This is a genomic window from Pseudoalteromonas sp. Cn5-37 (assembly GCF_021532495.1).
GTDB classification, from domain to species: Bacteria; Pseudomonadota; Gammaproteobacteria; order Enterobacterales; family Alteromonadaceae; genus Pseudoalteromonas; species Pseudoalteromonas simplex.
Window position 1 is genome coordinate 1 of record NZ_JAKGBA010000012.1, and the last position, 18,179, is coordinate 18,179.

The 18,179-nt window shown below is 40.3% G+C and carries 13 protein-coding genes and 1 rRNA gene; 7 read left to right on the top strand and 7 right to left on the bottom strand.

Annotation, left to right across the window (positions count from 1 at the left end; genetic code table 11):
• The 3 genes from L1266_RS13990 to rhlB form a co-directional block, all read right to left on the bottom strand.
• Positions 1-225, bottom strand: a 16S ribosomal RNA gene (locus L1266_RS13990); the annotation flags it as partial.
• Positions 226-744: 519 nt separating this feature from the next.
• Positions 745-2,238 (bottom strand): guanosine-5'-triphosphate,3'-diphosphate diphosphatase, encoded by a 1,494-nt coding sequence (gene gppA / locus L1266_RS13995; protein ID WP_199529894.1) that lies wholly within the window; start codon positions 2,236-2,238, stop codon positions 745-747.
• Between the two features lie 48 nt (positions 2,239-2,286).
• On the bottom strand, positions 2,287-3,561 hold the full coding sequence (gene rhlB, locus L1266_RS14000) for an ATP-dependent RNA helicase RhlB (protein ID WP_054554680.1): 1,275 nt from the start codon (positions 3,559-3,561) through the stop codon (positions 2,287-2,289).
• A gap of 90 nt (positions 3,562-3,651) precedes the next feature.
• Between rhlB and trxA the strand changes: the two genes are divergently transcribed.
• The 3 genes from trxA to L1266_RS22425 all read left to right on the top strand — a co-directional run bounded on the left by trxA (position 3,652) and on the right by L1266_RS22425 (position 6,832).
• Positions 3,652-3,978: a thioredoxin TrxA gene (trxA, locus tag L1266_RS14005; protein WP_054554679.1), complete on the top strand. Its 327-nt coding sequence runs from the start codon at positions 3,652-3,654 to the stop codon at positions 3,976-3,978.
• Positions 3,979-4,159: 181 nt separating this feature from the next.
• Positions 4,160-5,419, top strand: a complete 1,260-nt coding sequence (gene rho / locus L1266_RS14010) for a transcription termination factor Rho (RefSeq protein ID WP_054554678.1) — start codon at positions 4,160-4,162, stop codon at positions 5,417-5,419.
• A gap of 162 nt (positions 5,420-5,581) precedes the next feature.
• Positions 5,582-6,832, top strand: coding sequence for a methyl-accepting chemotaxis protein (locus L1266_RS22425; RefSeq protein ID WP_328260457.1), 1,251 nt, complete (start codon positions 5,582-5,584; stop codon positions 6,830-6,832).
• Here the strand turns inward: L1266_RS22425 and L1266_RS14020 are convergent.
• Positions 6,805-9,564, bottom strand: a complete 2,760-nt coding sequence (locus tag L1266_RS14020; RefSeq protein WP_235373333.1) for a tetratricopeptide repeat protein — start codon at positions 9,562-9,564, stop codon at positions 6,805-6,807. The genes L1266_RS22425 and L1266_RS14020 overlap by 28 nt on opposite strands.
• Positions 9,565-9,783: 219 nt before the next feature.
• On the opposite strand from L1266_RS14020, the gene L1266_RS14025 reads away from it, so the two are divergent.
• Positions 9,784-10,365, top strand: coding sequence for a DNA-J related domain-containing protein (locus tag L1266_RS14025; RefSeq protein WP_166341463.1), 582 nt, complete (start codon positions 9,784-9,786; stop codon positions 10,363-10,365).
• Positions 10,366-10,374: 9 nt separating this feature from the next.
• Here the strand turns inward: L1266_RS14025 and dbpA are convergent, their stop codons facing one another.
• Positions 10,375-11,763: an ATP-dependent RNA helicase DbpA gene (dbpA, locus tag L1266_RS14030; RefSeq protein ID WP_054554675.1), complete on the bottom strand. Its 1,389-nt coding sequence runs from the start codon at positions 11,761-11,763 to the stop codon at positions 10,375-10,377.
• A gap of 187 nt (positions 11,764-11,950) precedes the next feature.
• Here dbpA and L1266_RS14035 point away from each other — a divergent pair, with 187 nt between their 5' ends.
• Entirely contained in the window at positions 11,951-12,907 is a 957-nt protein-coding gene (locus L1266_RS14035) for a tetratricopeptide repeat protein (protein WP_138598971.1), read from the top strand.
• A gap of 310 nt (positions 12,908-13,217) precedes the next feature.
• On the opposite strand, the gene L1266_RS14040 is transcribed toward L1266_RS14035, so the two are convergent.
• The gene (locus L1266_RS14040) at positions 13,218-15,170 is read right to left on the bottom strand and encodes an alpha/beta hydrolase family protein (protein ID WP_235377745.1); all 1,953 of its coding nucleotides are present in this window, start codon (positions 15,168-15,170) and stop codon (positions 13,218-13,220) included.
• A 77-nt stretch (positions 15,171-15,247) separates the two neighbouring features.
• The gene (locus L1266_RS14045; protein ID WP_199529891.1) at positions 15,248-16,153 is read right to left on the bottom strand and encodes a DUF808 domain-containing protein; all 906 of its coding nucleotides are present in this window, start codon (positions 16,151-16,153) and stop codon (positions 15,248-15,250) included.
• A gap of 113 nt (positions 16,154-16,266) precedes the next feature.
• Between L1266_RS14045 and L1266_RS14050 the strand changes: the two genes are divergently transcribed.
• Together L1266_RS14050 and ubiD are read left to right on the top strand one after the other, a co-directional pair.
• Positions 16,267-16,554, top strand: a complete 288-nt coding sequence (locus L1266_RS14050) for an MliC family protein (protein ID WP_054554672.1) — start codon at positions 16,267-16,269, stop codon at positions 16,552-16,554.
• 85 nt (positions 16,555-16,639) lie between these two features.
• Positions 16,640-18,106 carry a 4-hydroxy-3-polyprenylbenzoate decarboxylase gene (gene ubiD, locus L1266_RS14055; protein WP_054554671.1) on the top strand — a complete coding sequence of 489 codons (1,467 nt, stop codon included), beginning with the start codon at positions 16,640-16,642 and terminating at the stop codon, positions 18,104-18,106.
• The last annotated feature ends 73 nt before the right edge of the window (positions 18,107-18,179 follow it).

Genomic DNA, 18,179 nt, shown 5'->3' on the forward strand with positions numbered 1-18,179 from the left:
TATGGCGTGAGGCCCGAAGGTCCCCCACTTTGGTCCGTAGACATCATGCGGTATTAGCAGTCGTTTCCAACTGTTGTCCCCCACCATAAGGCATATTCCCAAGCATTACTCACCCGTCCGCCGCTCGACGCCAGAGGTGCAAGCACCTCTTCGTTTCCGCTCGACTTGCATGTGTTAGGCCTGCCGCCAGCGTTCAATCTGAGCCATGATCAAACTCTTCAATTAAAAGTTTTTTGTTTGAAGTAAACTTCAAACCATGCTCAATGAATTCTGATTGTTTGTTTCTACTTTTTAAAAAAGTAAAATCAAAACGAATTGACTATATAGTCACTCAGTTACATTTGAGACTCTAAATTTGTTTGCGTCACTTAGTAAACTAAGCTTCGCTGTTAGAACTCAATCTGTACGAGTGCCCACACAGATGATTGCTTTATATTGTTAAAGAACATTTGAGATACTTTTGCGTCTCAAGGGCTGTGCATTCTACGCAAGCCGTTATTTTTGTCAACACTTAATTTTGAGAAAAGTTTATTTTTTCAAAACTCAGTCTTACTTGACTCAACCAACTCGTCGTTTTGCTTTTTTGTAAGCAGTCCGCCGTGTCGGTGGATGCGCATTATAGGGAGATCCGAATTGAGATCAACTGTTTTTTGAAGTTTTTATGAAAAAAATGACTGTTCGCGCAAAATACGAACGAAACGCGTAAAAATAGCACTAAAAAAGGCCCCAAAGGGCCTTTTAACGTTATTTTACTATAAGCTTCCAACCTACTTTTGCTTGTAGCTTGGACTCTAGTTGTAGTTCACTGGCCATTAATGGGTGATATTTTAACCAATCGCCATCAAATGTCAGTGTGAGGGTGTTTTCATTAACACTAAGATCTATTGCTGGCAGTACATCATCTTGGCGACGCATTGATAAGATCACGGCGATCCGAACAACTCTTGTTAAACATTCTGCGAGCACTTGATGACAACCTAAGTGAGCAAAGCTGTTTTTAACAAGATCAGCACGATGCTCATTAGCAACAGCTGTGATCAGTTTATGCTCAGATTGTGAGAATCCTGGCATATCTGTGTTTTCTATAATGTAAGCTGTGTGTTTATGATAAAGCTTATACTCTATCAGTAAGCCAATCTCGTGCAGTTTTGCAACCGTTCTTAATAATGCGATTGCGTTATCATCGATTGACTGCCATTGCCCCATGACGCTTTTTGCCAATTGCTCTGCTAGTTGCGCAACACGGCACGCTTGTTTTTGATCAACATGATAGCGATTCATTAAGCCATCAACAGTTCGTTTTCGAATGTCGTGGTTATGAAGCTCTGGCACCATGCTGTATAAAACACCTTCGCGTAATGCGCCGCGAGCAAGACCCATTTGTTTTATATCTAACGATTCAAACAATGCGATCAAAATAGCGAGGCCAGAAACAAACACTAAACGGCGCTCTTCGCTCAAACCTGCAAGCTCAAGATCAGCAATAGTGTCAAATTGTACTGATTGCTCTTTAATAGCGAGAAGTTTATCAAGCGTTAAAAGCTCATCTTGGTTTTGTGCAACCATGATTTCTTGGATCGCTTGCACTGTGCCTGACGCACCGCTCGCAATTTGCCATCCGGTTGCTTGGTATTCATCGACAATTTCTGCAACCACTTCACTTGCAGCTTTAATTGCAGCAGCAAAGTTTTCGTTACTGAGCTTTTGATCTTTGAAGTAGCGTTCTAGGAAGGTAACACAGCCCATGTGTAGGCTTTTATAATGCAGTGCATCAAAACCCTGACCGATAACAACTTCGGTACTGGCTCCGCCAATATCGATAACCAGTTGTTTACCGCTACAAGCAGAGGTGTGCGCCACGCCTTTATAGATTGTCTTAGCTTCTAACTCACCGCTGATGACATTGATTTTATGACCAAGGATCTGTTCAGCTTTATGCTTGAATACATCAGCATTAGTAGCAAGACGTAAAGTTGCGGTCGCAACAATTGTGATGTTTTTCTTTGGTATGTCTTGTAGACGTTCAGCAAACAAGGCTAGGCATTCCCAACCTCGTTGCATGGCTTCAGTGCTAAGGACGTTGTTTTCATCAAGCCCTGCAGCAAGCCTTACTTTACGTTTTACTCGACCGATCGTTTGCAGACCGCCAGCAATCGATTTAGCGATCAGCATATGAAAGCTATTTGATCCTAAGTCGATTACTGCATACACATTTTTTTGCGGTTGAAGTTGCCCCACCGTTCAAAAACCTCTAGTTACTACTAAGTCTTCAATAACGGTCGTTTATCACGACCGCGATTTCTGGTAACTATTATTTGGTCGACGTCCGTTGTTATTACGATTACGTGGGCCTGTAGAATAGTTCCGCTTTTTCTGAATAGTAGGCTTAGTTAAATCATCAAGCAATGCACTTTTATCATAATGTGATAATGGAATGCTGTGTTCTATATATTGCTCAATTTCGTGGAGATTATAGGCATACTGTTCACAGGCAAAGCTAATAGCGTGTCCTGATGCACCTGCACGTCCGGTACGACCAATACGGTGTACATAGTCTTCACAATCATCTGGCAAATCAAAATTAAATACATGACTTACTTCTGGGATATGCAAACCACGAGCTGCAACGTCTGTTGCTACTAAAAAGTCTAAATCGCCTTTGGTAAATTGAGCCAAAATTGATTGACGCTTTTTCTGGTTTACATCACCGGTTAATAAACCAACTCGGTGACCATCGGCTTTCATCCATGCATAAACATTCTCACAACTGTGTTTCGTATTTGCAAACACAATCGCTTTATCTGGCCATTCTTCTTCAATTAAAGTTAACAGTAACTTAATTTTGTCATCTTGCGATGGATGGAATAGCTCTTCTTGAATACGCTTACCTGTTTTTACATCAGGCTCGACTTGTACGTGCTCAGGGTTAGTCATATGTTCAAACGCTAATTCCTGCACACGATATGACAAGGTTGCAGAGAATAATAGGTTTAATCGCTCAGACGTTTCTGGCATACGTCTAAACATATAACGAATATCTTTTATAAAGCCTAAATCGAACATACGATCTGCTTCATCAAGCACTACAACCTCGATTTCATTGAGGGTATAACAGCCCTGCTTGTATAAATCGATAAGGCGTCCAGTAGTCCCAATTAAAATATCAACGCCTTTTTCTAGTTGTGCACGTTGTTTTTCGTAATCTTCGCCACCATATACTAATCCTAAGTTAAGATTACAGTGTGGCGCTAAAATTTTTGCATCTTTGTGTATCTGAATCGCCAGCTCCCTTGTTGGGGCCATGATCAGGGCTCTTGGATGTTTACTAGATGCTTTGCTAGATTGTAATAACCGATGGCACGTGGCGGTTAAAAACGCCAACGTTTTGCCCGTACCTGTTTGTGCTTGGCCCGCAATATCGCGGCCTTCACAAATAAAAGGTAGGCATTTTGCTTGAATGGGTGTGCAATATTCAAACCCATTTTCGGTTAAACCGGCAACCACTTCCGGTGCGATAGCAAAGTCTGAAAACTTTTTATCGGTCAAATGTGTCTTAGTCATAGCGTTTAAGCATAACGTTTAAACTTGCAATAAGAAACAAGAGTGTTTAAATACGCATTAAATATTTCGCCTAACTAATCGGAGATCGCAATGAGCGAGAAAATTATTCAATTAACTGACGATAGCTTTGAAGCTGACGTACTACAATCAGACAAACCTGTACTTGTTGATTTTTGGGCTGAATGGTGCGGACCTTGTAAAATGATCGCCCCTATTCTTGACGAAGTAGCTGGCGAGTTTGATGGCCGAGTTACCGTTGGTAAACTTAACATCGACCAGAATGCAGGCACACCACCAAAGTTCGGTATCCGTGGTATCCCTACATTACTTCTTTTCAAAGATGGCCAAGTTGCAGCAACTAAAGTTGGTGCTCTTTCTAAGACTCAATTAGTAGAGTTTTTAGAAAACAACATCTAATGAAAATATAAAAAAAGGGCTTTTTGCCCTTTTTTTAGCTTTATTTTGTTTAAAGACTGGACGCCTTGCTAGTGACCTGCTAGTTTATAAAGCCAACTAATCCTTAGTTATACCAACAAACCTCACTCATGTATCAAACGATGATTTTGAGTATGACAATTGTAATAAAGAACCCACCAATATGCATTTACGCGAATTAAAAGACAAGTCTATAAAAGAGCTTGTAAACTTAGCTGAGTCCATGGGGCTCGAAAACGTAGCCCGTTTAAGAAAACAAGACATCATTTTCGCCATCCTTAAAGCGCACGCTAAAAGCGGTGAAAACATCTATGGCGGCGGTGTACTAGAGATCTTACAAGATGGTTTTGGTTTCTTAAGATCATCAGAAGCATCTTACTTAGCCGGCCCAGATGATATTTATGTATCACCGAGTCAAATCCGTCGATTCAGCATGCGTACTGGTGACTCAATTTCAGGCCTTATTCGTCCACCTAAAGACGGCGAACGTTACTTCGCACTATTAAAAGTAAATGAAGTAAACTTCGACAAACCTGAAAACTCTCGCACAAAAATCCTATTTGAAAACCTTACCCCACTACACGCAAACGAACGTTTACGTATGGAGCGTGGTAACGGTAGCACTGAAGACATCACAGCACGTGTACTTGATTTAGCCTCTCCAATTGGTAAAGGTCAACGTGCGCTTATCGTTGCTCCGCCGAAAGCGGGTAAAACCATGCTACTGCAAAACATTGCGCAATCGATCAGCTACAACCAGCCTGATTGTGAACTGATGGTTCTTCTTATCGACGAACGTCCAGAGGAAGTTACAGAGATGCAGCGCCTTGTAAAAGGTGAAGTAGTTGCCTCAACGTTCGATGAACCAGCGAGTCGTCACGTTCAAGTTGCCGAGATGGTAATTGAAAAAGCAAAACGCCTTGTTGAGCATAAAAAAGACGTGGTTATCTTACTTGATTCAATCACACGTCTTGCTCGTGCCTACAATACGGTGATCCCATCATCAGGTAAGGTATTAACCGGTGGTGTTGATGCAAACGCATTACACAAACCAAAGCGTTTCTTTGGTGCAGCTCGTAACGTAGAAGAAGGCGGTAGCTTAACAATTATCGCAACGGCTCTTATCGATACTGGTTCGAAGATGGACGAAGTTATCTACGAAGAGTTCAAAGGTACAGGTAACATGGAATTACACTTAAATCGTAAGATTGCCGAAAAGCGTGTATTCCCAGCGATTGACTTTAACCGCTCAGGTACGCGTCGCGAAGAGTTACTTACTAAACCTGATGAACTACAGAAGATGTGGATCTTACGTAAGATCGTTCATGAGATGTCAGAAATTGACGCAATGGAATTCTTAATTGATAAGCTTTCGATGAGCAAAACCAATGATGAATTCTTTGACTCAATGAAACGACAGTAACGATTACTAAGTTTTTAAAAAATGCCTGTTTAATACAGGCATTTTTTTTGCGTAAAACTAAGGACATAACACTTTAAAAGTTATACTTTTACAGAATAAGTTTATTGGTATTTGAAGAATAATTGTTCTATAAATGATTAGATATAAAGGTAAGGATCCTCTATGTCGCATTTAAAAATTGCAATTATTCTATTTGTAGTTAGCTTAATTGGCAGTATTACCAGCTTTATCATTTTCAACTCATCTATGAAAGAAATAGTCATTTTTGGCTTAGTTTCAGTCATTCCTTGGTCGCTATTAATCATTTATCTACATAAAGATAATGACAAACAAAAGGACTACCTTAAATATTTTGTATCTTGTATAACAACGAAAGATGGCATCGACTTCACTTTTCGGTTTAATGAAAGTGACAGCCAATTACCTGAGGTCTGTCACGCATTAAATGCAAGTCTAACCATGGTCGAGCATTTACTTAGTGAAGTTTCAGCTTCATCTGCGCGGCTTCTTCCTATGGCAGATGCTTTGCGAGACACCTATGCCTCAATGACTCAGAAAGCCACAATACAAAATGCACATGGAATTGATTTAGCCAATACAATAAATCGAACGATTGAAGTGTCAAGAAAGCTTGAGCATAGCTTGAAAGAAATCTTTCAATCGGTTTTGGCTGCGACAGAATCAGTTCAACAAACTCGTTCTGATTCAGATAAAAGCCAAGCAAGCCTTATTAAACTTGCTGATAATATAAATCTCACAAGCGAACAAATTTTATTACTGAAACAAGACAGTGATGCCATAGGCTCAATTATTGATGTAATAAATGGCATCGCAGATCAAACCAACCTCTTGGCATTAAACGCGGCAATTGAAGCAGCCCGCGCTGGTGAGCAAGGTCGAGGCTTTGCAGTTGTCGCAGATGAAGTAAGAAACTTAGCTGCACGAACGAGTAAATCGACCCAAGAAGTGCGTGAAATGGTAGCTAAAATTCAACACAGCACCAAACTTGCAAATCAACTGATGCAAACAGCTCTCAAGGAAGCTGAAAATACAGTACAGTTATCTGATGCAACGACAAAAGAAACAAATAAAATAGAGCAGGCTATGTTAGCTATCAGCAACTACTCAGAGGGCGTTCATGAGCAAGTCGCAATACAAAGTACTATGTCTGACGAAGCCCAGGCTAGTATTGATGCAATGGTAGAATTAAACTCAGACGCACTTTCAAGTTCGCAAATTCAAGCTGTGTCCAGTAAGGATTTAGTTAGCTTAGCTCACGCTATAGATGACAAACTGTCTTTGTTTCATATTGCTCACCCAGATATCGATACTAATCAGCGTATAAATCGCGATCGTATCCAAACTAGCGACTCTTCTAAAAATCATCAAGATGGAGAGATTGAGTTATTTTGACTTACAGCAGCACAATGTAGCTGCTCAAGCAACTGAGCAACTAGGCTAGTTAAGTCTGATAATTTTTGCTGTTTTAGTGCAGACTCAAGCGCCATTGCACTCACTGCCACCTCATCTAACGCAAACATTTTTGCAGCACCACCAATGCGGTGCGCATCCTGCTGCAAATCGAAGTATTTATCAGCAGCAAAGTGTTGTTGTATTAAGGCGCTTTCGTGCTCGAAACTTGCAATAAAACTTGCGACTAAGTCGCTCATATCATGCTGAGACTTAATTGTAACGGCGTCCTTCTTACAATGCTTAGCAAGTTGCGTGTAAAACACCTTTTTATCAATTGGCTTAGCAAGATAACCTGTAAATCCCGCTTGAAGATAACCGTCGATTTCGTGACTAATAGCATTAGCCGTTAACGCATATACGGGCTGTGTAAACCCACATTCATGTAATAGTTTAAGCGCACTTAAACCATCAAGCACTGGCATCTGAATATCAAGCAACACAACATCGGGAAACTCCTTTAAACACTGCTCAACGGCTTGCTCACCATTTTCTACAGCAATCACTTCAAGTCCCATAGATTCTAAATAGCGAGAAATTAAACGGCGGTTATCTGGATGATCTTCAGCTAGCAGCACTTTGCCAGATAAGCCATTGGCAGCATGTTGTTCGAGTTTTGCAGGCTCAATGATGTCAGAGCTTGGTATATACTCTTTACAAGGTAAGTAAAATGAGAACACGCTACCTTGGTTCAGCTCACTTTCAACACTTATATAACCACCCATCATCATTGCAAGCTGTTGCGATAAACTTAATCCAAGTCCAGTACCACCGAAACGGCGACTAATACTATTGTCACCTTGGCTAAAGCAGTCAAATATTTGCTTCAGTTGCTCGGCATTCATGCCAATACCAGTGTCGGTAACATAAAACCACACACCTTGCTCAACACGCGAAACCTTTAACTCAACTTCGCCTTGGTTTGTAAACTTAATTGCATTTGCACACAGGTTAATAAGGATTTGTTTAATGCGGGTAAAGTCGAGCAAGCTATAATATTGCTCACCAAGTTCATTATGAAATGCAAAGTTCAACCCTTTATCTTTAGCCTGACCACTAAGCATAGAATGGACATCTGTAAGCAACCGAACTAAATCCCCCTCTTTTAGGCTAAGCTCTAGCTTGTTAGCTTCAATTTTACTGATATCTAGCACGTCATTTATTAGCTCTTTTAAATGATCACTTTGTTTTTGGATAACAGCAAGTTCATCATTTAAGTGCTCTGGTTTATAATAACCATTAATTAAATTATCTGTTTGCCCTAAAATTGCAGTTAGCGGCGTACGAATTTCGTGACTAATATTTGCTAAAAATTGACTCTTTATTTCGTTAGCTCTGCGCAATTTTTCTGCTGTTTCTTCAAGTTCTTTTGTTCGTTTTGCCACCATTAAAGAAAGCTGCTCTTTAGCGCCTTTTTCAATACTACGACGGTATACAGTAATACCTGTTACCACCAGCATAACGAATAAGATGAATAGCATAATGCCCAACTGTCGTTGTTTGGACATTTCGAGATCTTGTACTTGTTGACGTTGCTTTAGTTCGATTATTTCTTGATTGAGCTGAGTTGCTTGTATCTGGCTTTGTAACTCTCCCATCGACTTTAATAATTTGGCATTTTGAACCGAGTTAAATGAACGAACAAACTTATCAAAATTCGCAACGGCTGTAGCAAAATCACCTTGACCTGCTTTAATTAAAGCCATCATTCCCATACCATCTTGAACACGTAAATCGTCTTTGTACTCCTTTGCCATCTGTACTGAAGTAGTTAAAGTGGATTCAGCTTTTGTTAATTTATTCTGTAACAATTCAATTTTTGCTTGTGACAACACGCCGGCCAACTCTAAGGCTTTGTTGTCAATTTTTTTTGCAAACTCAATTGCTTTTTCGGCATGGCTTAAGGCAAGCTCTAAATCACCGGTGCGCAAATAAACATTAGCAATGTTGCCATGGCGAGAAGACAAGAAATAGGCGTTATTTGTTTCTTGATAATAGCGCAAAGCACGCTGATAATAATGCAAAGAGAGTTGATACTGCCCAAGCTCAGAATAAGCTACCCCCATATTTCCATAGGATTGAGCGACACCATCCATATCACCTAAACTTTGGAATATATTTAATGTTTCTCTGTACATTTCAAGAGCAACTTCGTAACTTGAAAGTCGAATATATATTCCGGCAATGTTATGCAAAATATCAGCTTTATCTTGCTCACTACCATGTTGCTCATAAATATCTTTGGCCTGTTTGTAGTAATTTAAAGCTTGATTCAAATTAAACATATCAAAATAAGCGAGACCAATATTGCTCATTAAATTGGCTTTAGCTAGTGGGTCAGGCATTTTTTCAGCAAAAGGTATCGCTTTTAAGTACGCTATTAGCGCCTGTTGCATCAAACCTTGATAATAGTAGGTCACTCCTTGCATTTTTATTGCACGAAAGAAACGCTCCGGATTGGTATCAAATGATGTAGATAACTCAACTTTTTGGTAATTTTCAATTGCTTTAGAAAATAAGTCTTTCTCTAATGCTAAATCGGCTAATTGCATATAAACATCAAGAGTTTGCTCATTACTCAGTGAACCTTCTGAAATTAACTGTAACCCTAGTTGATGCTTATCTTCCCACTGTTCTTGTTGTGTGAATTGCTCAAATAATGAATTTGCAGCCAAATTGAAGGGCATAACGAAAAAACAGCAAAAAAACGCTGAACAAAGTATGCTTAAACGTGTAGGTGCGAGCATATATTTAATATCCCTAATCTTATACTTGGCTTTTTATGCTAATTTTATAATGCTAAATATTTATCTCAGAGCAACTTTGTAGTTTCAATTGTTTAGCTGTGATAGCGTACACACATTTAGATTACACCAAAGTCAGGCTTGCGAACAATGGTTAACCCACTGATTGATGAGATTTTTTACCTCCTTTTGGAACAGCCTGTTTGGAAGGTTCATACGCTTGCCAGCGCACTTAGTGAATCTGGAAAAATAGAATCATTAGACGCAGACCCACAAAAAGATCTGTTTAAACGCAACTTTTTAGTTATGAATGGCTTGTATCAACTGCAAGCACAACTTGCGCCAGAGCAACAGCTAGAGATTGCCTCTTTACATATTGAACTTATTAGTAAGCAAACAAGTAACGCATTAGAAAGTCATGACCCGCTACGGGGTTATTATTTAGATTGGCAAAACTTTGATACAACAAGCGATGAAATTGATGCGTTGTTAACTGATTTTTGGCAGCGCTTTTCGTCATTTAGCCCAAAAAAGGCCATTCACTCATTACCTCAGCAGCAGCTAATACAATTACAACAGGCGTGGCAGCTACCTACTGATTTTTCGGAAAAACAGTTACAAAAGCGTTGGCGACAACTAGCGTTAAAACACCACCCAGACCGCCAAGGCTGTGCAATTGAGTTTAAGAGAATACAACTCGAATATGAGCAACTTAAAGCTAGCTGCTCATAATTAACCAGATTACCGACTCAAACGTCGCGCACGGATCTTGCGCTTTTTAATATTACCTTCGGTCAATTTGCGTAATGCAGGTTTTGCAGCTGCTCGCTCAACAGCAATAAAGGCCACATTATCAAGTACGTTAATTTTACCTACCTGATGACCAGCAATTCCCTCTTTACCAGTTAATGCACCTAAAATATCACCGGCACGAATTTTTTGCTTCTTGCCAGCATCAATCATAATTGTCGCCATGGTTGGCTTATAAGCAGGCTTTTCGAGCAAGCTAAATGGCGGAATTGGTTCAGGGTCAAAGTCGCGCTCATAGTGGTCGCCAATTTGTGCCACTTTAAATTGCTCTGCTTCACCATAAATAGAACATGCAATACCCTTTTTACCTGCTCGACCAGTACGACCAACACGGTGTACATGGGTTTGAGGGTCATGCGCGAGGTGGTAGTTCACTACCATGTCCATATCGTTGATATCTAAGCCACGCGCAGCAACATCCGTTGCAACCAGAATACAGGCACTTTTATTAGCAAAGCGAATTAAAGTGCGCTCACGTTCACGTTGATCTAAATCACCGTGTAAGGCAACCGCACTAAACCCTTCAGCATAAAGGTCATCACAAATCTGTTGAGTTTCAACCTTGGTGTTACAAAAAACCACACAGCTTTCTGGCTGGAACTTTAATAACAACAGCTTCAATGTATTAAAGCGCTGTTTGTTGTTATCTAGCTTATAAAAGTATTGCTTTATTGTACTTTTTGTTTGCTCTTCTTCAACCTTAATCATTTCTGGATTGCTAAGCACTCGCTCAGCTATCGCAGCAATTGATTTTGGATAAGTCGCACTAAACAATAATGTTTGGCGTTGATTTGGAATACTCTCAACAATAGCATCAAGGGTATCTTGGAAACCCATATCTAGCATTTGATCAGCTTCATCTAACACCAAGGTTTCAACATCATTTAAGCGCAATGTGCCTTTGCGAATATGGTCATCAACACGACCTGGCGTGCCAACAATGATATGCGCACCATGCTCTAATGAGCCAATTTGTGGACCAATAGACACACCGCCACATAAGGTTAAAACTTTAATGTTATGAATACCACGGGCTAGCTTACGAACTTCTTCCGCTACCTGCTCTGCTAATTCTCGGGTTGGACATAAAATGAGAGACTGAATACGAAAGCGTTTCACATTTAACTTAGCCAGCACACCTAGACTAAATGCAGCCGTTTTACCCGACCCGGTTTTAGCTTGGGCAATAATATCTTTGCCTTGCAAGATCACTGGCAAGCTTTGCGCTTGCACAGGCGTCATTTGCGTATAACCTAAAGTTGATAAGTTATCGGTTAACTCTTGCGGCAAAGCCAAAGATGAAAAAGCAGTAGCGGTCACAGTAATATTCCAAACTTGATAATTGAGGGACATCCTCGAAGATGCTGTGGATCATAGCAGAGAATGTGCTGTTTCTCTAAACGAAAACATTGTTCAGCATATTTAATTCATATTTGCTTACAGTTTGGTGCTTTCTAACTCTCTGCATTTGTTCTAGTTTATTGATAGCAATATTCAGGAAGAAACGATGCTTCTATTTAATACCGCACCCGCTGATGTTTTTTATAAAAAACAAAAAACGTGTCCACATTGCCATAGTGAACATTATTCTTTAAGCAATCACAGTAAAGTTTTGCGCTTTACTATTTTGCCCATCATGCCACTTTCTATTAATTATCAAAGACAATGTGATGACTGTGGCTATGTTACTCCTGCACCTTGGTATTCATTGCCCGCCTTAGAGTTAGCGTCGTTTATAAAGTACTTTATTGGCCTATTCATCATCGCTTACCTATTAGCAAAAGCATTAATCGGGGCGAATGAACAAACTGAGAACGAGCAAACTTACCTAAACGAGCCAAAGTTGTTTGATACCTATTTTGTCTATTCAGATAAGTTTACTGGCAAACCAAAACGTATTAACAACCTAAAAGTAGCTCAGCTCGTTGAATTGGATGACAAGAACATGACTTTTAGAGTTGCTAACTACACTTACAAGTACAATAAAGACATCGAGATTGCGATGCGAACCAGCATGCTAGTTCAAGATGATTACTTTTCTAGTAAAACCCTGACTTTCAGTAAATCACAAATACAGCAGCTTTATGATGAAGGCAGCATATATAAGATTATGCGACCTGAGCTTTATAGTTTATTTGGTGGTTTTGTTATGCACCCGCCTAGACCTAAGCCTTTATATACGGGCGTTAAGCTCGATAAACATAATCAGGAGGGGATCACTTACTTCAAAGATGGCTTATACGAGGAAGCGTTGAAAAGTTTTACCCTGTCTGCGGAAGATGGTTATTCATGGGGACAATTAAACTTGGGTCAGATGTATCGCGATGGCCAAGGGACAGAAGTGAATAACGAAAAAGCAGCTTACTGGCTCAACAAAGCCACCTTACAAGGGAATCCTAAAGCAAAGGTTGAGCTCGCAGAGCTATGCTTGAGTTACGATTGTAGTAAGTTGAATACTCAATAATCTGTTACCCATAAATATCACGCAGAAGAAACCAGCCTAATAATATGACACTCGCTATTTACTTTATTTTTGTTATGTTATAACATTTTTGTATGGCACAGTATTTATATTACTTTGTTGGTTTTATAAATGCTTATTAGCAATAACAGAGTCACTCTCCTGCTCTGTTTTAAATTGCAACTAGGCTTCATTGCTTAATGAACGAATCATCTTTTGAGTTTGTACAACTTAAAGGAAGACCTTGCACACTAGCACGCTTACGTTCCCGTGCTAAATCCTTGCCGGCGAGCTTGCTCGCCGGCACTTTTCATTAAAGCTTTAAATGATCATCTAAAAAAGCCAATACTTTTTTATAGTAAAGAGTGCTTTGCTCTTCTTTATAAAAACCGTGACCTTCATCATCTAATAGCTCATAAATATAGGGATGATTCTCTTTCTTTAAAGCAGAAACTAACGACTCAGCTTGCTCGATAGGCGCCCTTCGATCTTCCCCACCATGAAAAATTAATACTGGAGCTTTTAACTTTTCTATATTGTAGCTTGGTGAAAAACGCTTTAGTTGCTCTTCATCCTCGCCTAATACCACTTTTAGAAAACGTTGCCCGCTATCACGCTCAGATACATCTCCCTCATCAAACATGAGTGGTAAATCATATACACCTACAACTCCAATCGCACACTGGAACATACCAGGTTCCAAGATCGCACTTTGTAACGCGGAATATCCACCAAAGCTGGCCCCCATAATGCAAATGTTACCTTTATCAGCAATACCGCTTGAAATAAGATATTTTACACCATCTATAATATCGTATTGTATTTCCTGTCCCCACTTGCGATGGCCGGCACGTTCAAAATTTCGTCCAAAGCCACCTGAGCCACGAAAGTTAACCTTTAGTACAGCAATTCCTCTACTCGCAAGAAGCTGAGCTGTTGAGTCATATCCCCACCAATCTCTTGGACCATGAGGACCCCCATGCGGCATTACTACTAATGGTAAGTTTTTTTCTTCAGCGTTATTTGGAATAGTTAAGTAACCGTAGATAGCTAGTCCATCACGTGCTGTAAAATTGATAGGCTTTGTAATCGCCATTTGACTAGGTTTAATCCAACTTCTGGATGAGAATAGAAAACCGAGATTATTAGTTTTAGCATCAAATAAGTAATAACTGCCAGGATTAGTGTCACTTGAGGCAAAAATGACGCTCTTATCACCATTTACGGTACTGCTGACTAATTGAACTTGCTGGCCCTCAAGCACTCTTAAAAGAGCTTTTAATTGCTGGCTTTTCTTAGTGTTATTATCTATAAAAGAATAGGTTGGGTAGCCTAACTCATGCTCGACAGCAAAAAGTTCTTTTGATACTTCATCCACCCACACCTGCTTTGGTGAAACACTTTTTTCTTTATGGATTAGATCAAATTGTTTAGTTTTAAGATTTAACTTATAAAGCCCTTTAGCTTCTCCGTTAACAGAAGCCGTCACATAAGCAGATTCATCCGTGCTATCAAAAGCATGCAACCCAACATCACTATACGAAATATCCTTTAAATTGAGCTCTTCCCACTCACCACCAGATTTAGGGCGGATATATATTTTTGGATTAATATAGTCATCAGTCGAGGCGGATACTCTTACGTTGCCTTCATGATCAGTCAGAAAACTAGCCATTCTTGAAGGTGAACGTGTGATCTTTTTTCTTGTCCCTCGATAGACATCTACTTCATACACAATCGTGTGAGGCTCTTTGGCAGCTGTCCATGGTATGGTTAAAACCAACATTTTACGCTTATTTTCTACCAATGGGTCAAGCACATAAGAGGTCCCTAATACAGGAGTTGCCTTTTTAATTCTCGTCCCAGTTTGCCTTTCACCTTGATAACCAACCAAATACTCCCCTTGACTGCCGTCTGCGTTTACACCAAACAACTCACCATGGTATTCAGGATGATCTTTCCAACCTTTTAGATACTCTTTAGCTAATACAATACGCTCTTCATTCACCCAGTAATAGTTGCCGACTTGAGCATTTTTTGGAAAGTTTATCGCATGCAATACCTTAAATGTATCAGTATCCAAAATCATTAAAGAATTCTTGCCGTTAGGCTGCGTCATTACGGCTAGGTATTTACCAGTAGGTGAAATCTTCACACTTCCAAACTCGCTAGCTTTACTGAAGGTTTCAATTGGTAAAGGTTTTGGTTTTGCATTACTAATAAAGCTAATAAGCAAACAAGATATAATTATGATTAATCTAGACATAAAATTCCCTTTTAAATTTAGAGTAAAATAAAAGGTAACAAATAACTCCCAACCAGTATACTTATAAATAACAATTGTTACCGAAAAAATCTCTTATAGATAATTGTCATTAAAACGACGATCCCCCCAGCCAAAACACCCAATAAACCATCAAATATAATCGGCGTAGCCAACTCCCCAGTTTTGCCAACTAAATCCGTTACAAACTCGATGCTACCTTGCTTGACGTGATGCAAAACAGGGATCCCATGTACCAATATGCCACCGCCAACTAAGAACATAGCAACCGTTCCTGCAAAGGCTAAAAAGCGCATTAACTTAGGCGCTGCAGCAAGTAAAAACTTACCTACAAGCTCTTTAAACTTACCGCCACTTTGCTGCGCTTTTTGCAGTAAATACAAACCAGCATCATCAAGTTTAACAATCCCAGCAACTAACCCATACACGCCAATGGTCATAATAATTGCGATTACACTGAGCACTAAAGCTTGATTAACCAGCGTTGCGCCAGCAACCGTACCTAGCGTTATCACTATAATTTCTGCAGAGAGGATAAAATCAGTACGGATTGCTCCTTTGATTTTTTGCTTTTCGTATTCTTGTAAGTCTTGTTGTTCAACCACACCTTCATCTTCTTGTTGAGCGTGACCAAACAGCTTTTCGATAATTTTCTCTGCACCTTCAAAACACAAAAACAGCCCGCCAACCATTAACAGCGGAGTGATTAACCAAGGCAACCAAACACTAATCAATAACGCTGCGGGCACTAAGATGGCTTTGTTGATAAACGAGCCTTTTGCCACAGCCCAAACCACTGGCAACTCTCTATCGGCAGTTACCCCTGTAACTTGCTGAGCATTAAGCGCGAGGTCATCACCTAACACCCCTGCTGTTTTTTTTGTTGCGACTTTACTCATCGTCGCAATGTCGTCTAAAAGTGTTGTAATATCATCAAGTAAGGTTAGTAAATTTGTGCCTGCCATGGTGGTTCCTTGCCCATTAAATACACTATCAACATAACTTATCCTGCCATTTTCACCAACGGTTAATTTTTCTTTGTTAGGCTTATAGCTCATTCAAAAATAGAGGTGTTTCTATGATTAAACCACTTCTCTCGGGGCTCGCTTTAGTTACCTTGTGCGCATGTGCTGAGCAAAGTGCACCGAGCAACTATCTGTGCGATGAGACCCTCAGCGCCAGTATCGTTGAGTACAATGATGAGGAAGCCAGACTGACATTTAAGGAGAGTGAATATTTACTCAATCGCCAAGTAAGCGGCTCTGGGGTTAAATACAGTGCCGATAATGTGCTGTTTTGGTCTAAAGGCGATGAAGCCATGCTGATTTTAAGAGGTAAAAAGTACCAATGTAGCTTAACCCAGTAATAGCAAAAGCTTTCGTGGCTAAATTAGCTTAATCAGTGGTTTTGAGTATAATAGCGACAGTTTATTCAGCGTTTAAGCGGCTATAATGAAATACAAAGATCTTCGCGAATTTATCGAGTTATTAGAACAAAAAGGTGAGTTAAAACGGATCAAACAAGAAATTGATCCTTACCTTGAAATGACCGAAATTGCCGACCGTACGTTACGTGCAGAAGGCCCTGCTCTGTTATTCGAAAACCCTAAAGGTCACACCATTCCCGTTCTTGCTAACCTTTTTGGTACGCCCAAACGTGTAGCGATGGGTATGGGCCAAGATGATGTCAGTGAACTGCGCGAAGTTGGTAAGTTATTAGCTTTTCTAAAAGAGCCTGAGCCACCAAAAGGCATTAAAGAGGCACTAGGGCAAATCCCAGTATTCAAACAAGTACTGAATATGCCAGCTAAAGAAGTAAAAAAAGCGCCTTGTCAGCAAGTGATACTTGAAGGCGATGATGTTGACTTAACTAAGCTGCCTATCCAACATTGCTGGCCGGGTGATGCTGCTCCCTTGATCACATGGGGTCTAACGGTTACCAAAGGGCCTTATAAAAAGCGCCAAAACTTAGGCATTTACCGTCAGCAGCTATTGGGTAAAAACAAAATTATTATGCGTTGGCTATCGCACCGCGGTGGTGCATTAGATTTTCGTGAATGGTGTAAAGAGCACCCAGGCGAACCCTACCCTGTATCTGTCGCATTAGGTGCCGACCCTGCGACAATCTTAGGCGCTGTAACACCAGTACCAGACACCCTAAGCGAATATGCATTTGCTGGTTTACTACGCGGTAGTAAAACTGAAGTTGTTAAATCGGTTTCAAATGACCTACAAGTGCCTGCTACCGCAGAGTTCGTGCTTGAAGGTTATATTATGCCAGGTGAAACAGCACCAGAAGGCCCTTATGGCGACCACACAGGTTACTACAACGAAGTAGACGAGTTTCCGGTGATGACGGTCACTCACATTACACATCGTGAAAACCCAATTTATCACAGCACTTACACTGGCCGTCCACCAGATGAGCCAGCAGTACTTGGGGTTGCATTGAACGAAGTGTTCGTGCCAATTCTGCAAAAGCAATTCCCTGAAATTGTAGATTTTTATCTACCACCTGAAGGCTGTTCTTATCGTATGGCTGTGGTCACGATGAAAAAACAATACCCAGGTCATGCCAAGCGCGTGATGATGGGGGTGTGGTCTTTCTTACGTCAATTCATGTATACCAAGTTCGTGATTGTTTGCGATGATGATGTAAACGCACGTGATTGGAACGACGTGATCTGGGCCATTACAACGCGTATGGACCCAGCTCGCGATACGACGATGATCGAAAACACGCCAATTGATTATTTAGATTTTGCATCGCCAGTTTCGGGCCTTGGCTCAAAAATGGGCATGGATGCAACCAATAAATGGCCAGGCGAAACAGATCGTGAATGGGGTGAGCCCATTGTTATGGATCCAAAAATCAAAGAACGTGTTGATGAATTATGGGACAGCTTAGATATTCTCTAGGCTGTGACTATGTTAAACTGCTCAAAATTTAACGGTTATGAGTGCGATTCATAACCGAATTTGCTTCTGTGCT

Excerpts from the sequence above, each read along its gene's own strand:
- rhlB (WP_054554680.1), bottom strand. The coding sequence starts at position 3,561 with ATGACTAAGACACATTTGACCGATAAAAAGTTTTCAGACTTTGCTATC.
- trxA (WP_054554679.1), top strand. The coding sequence starts at position 3,652 with ATGAGCGAGAAAATTATTCAATTAACTGACGATAGCTTTGAAGCTGAC.
- rho (WP_054554678.1), top strand. The coding sequence starts at position 4,160 with ATGCATTTACGCGAATTAAAAGACAAGTCTATAAAAGAGCTTGTAAAC.
- L1266_RS22425 (WP_328260457.1), top strand. The coding sequence starts at position 5,582 with ATGTCGCATTTAAAAATTGCAATTATTCTATTTGTAGTTAGCTTAATT.
- L1266_RS14025 (WP_166341463.1), top strand. The coding sequence starts at position 9,784 with ATGGTTAACCCACTGATTGATGAGATTTTTTACCTCCTTTTGGAACAG.
- L1266_RS14035 (WP_138598971.1), top strand. The coding sequence starts at position 11,951 with ATGCTTCTATTTAATACCGCACCCGCTGATGTTTTTTATAAAAAACAA.
- L1266_RS14040 (WP_235377745.1), bottom strand. The coding sequence starts at position 15,170 with ATGTCTAGATTAATCATAATTATATCTTGTTTGCTTATTAGCTTTATT.
- L1266_RS14045 (WP_199529891.1), bottom strand. The coding sequence starts at position 16,153 with ATGGCAGGCACAAATTTACTAACCTTACTTGATGATATTACAACACTT.
- L1266_RS14050 (WP_054554672.1), top strand. The coding sequence starts at position 16,267 with ATGATTAAACCACTTCTCTCGGGGCTCGCTTTAGTTACCTTGTGCGCA.
- ubiD (WP_054554671.1), top strand. The coding sequence starts at position 16,640 with ATGAAATACAAAGATCTTCGCGAATTTATCGAGTTATTAGAACAAAAA.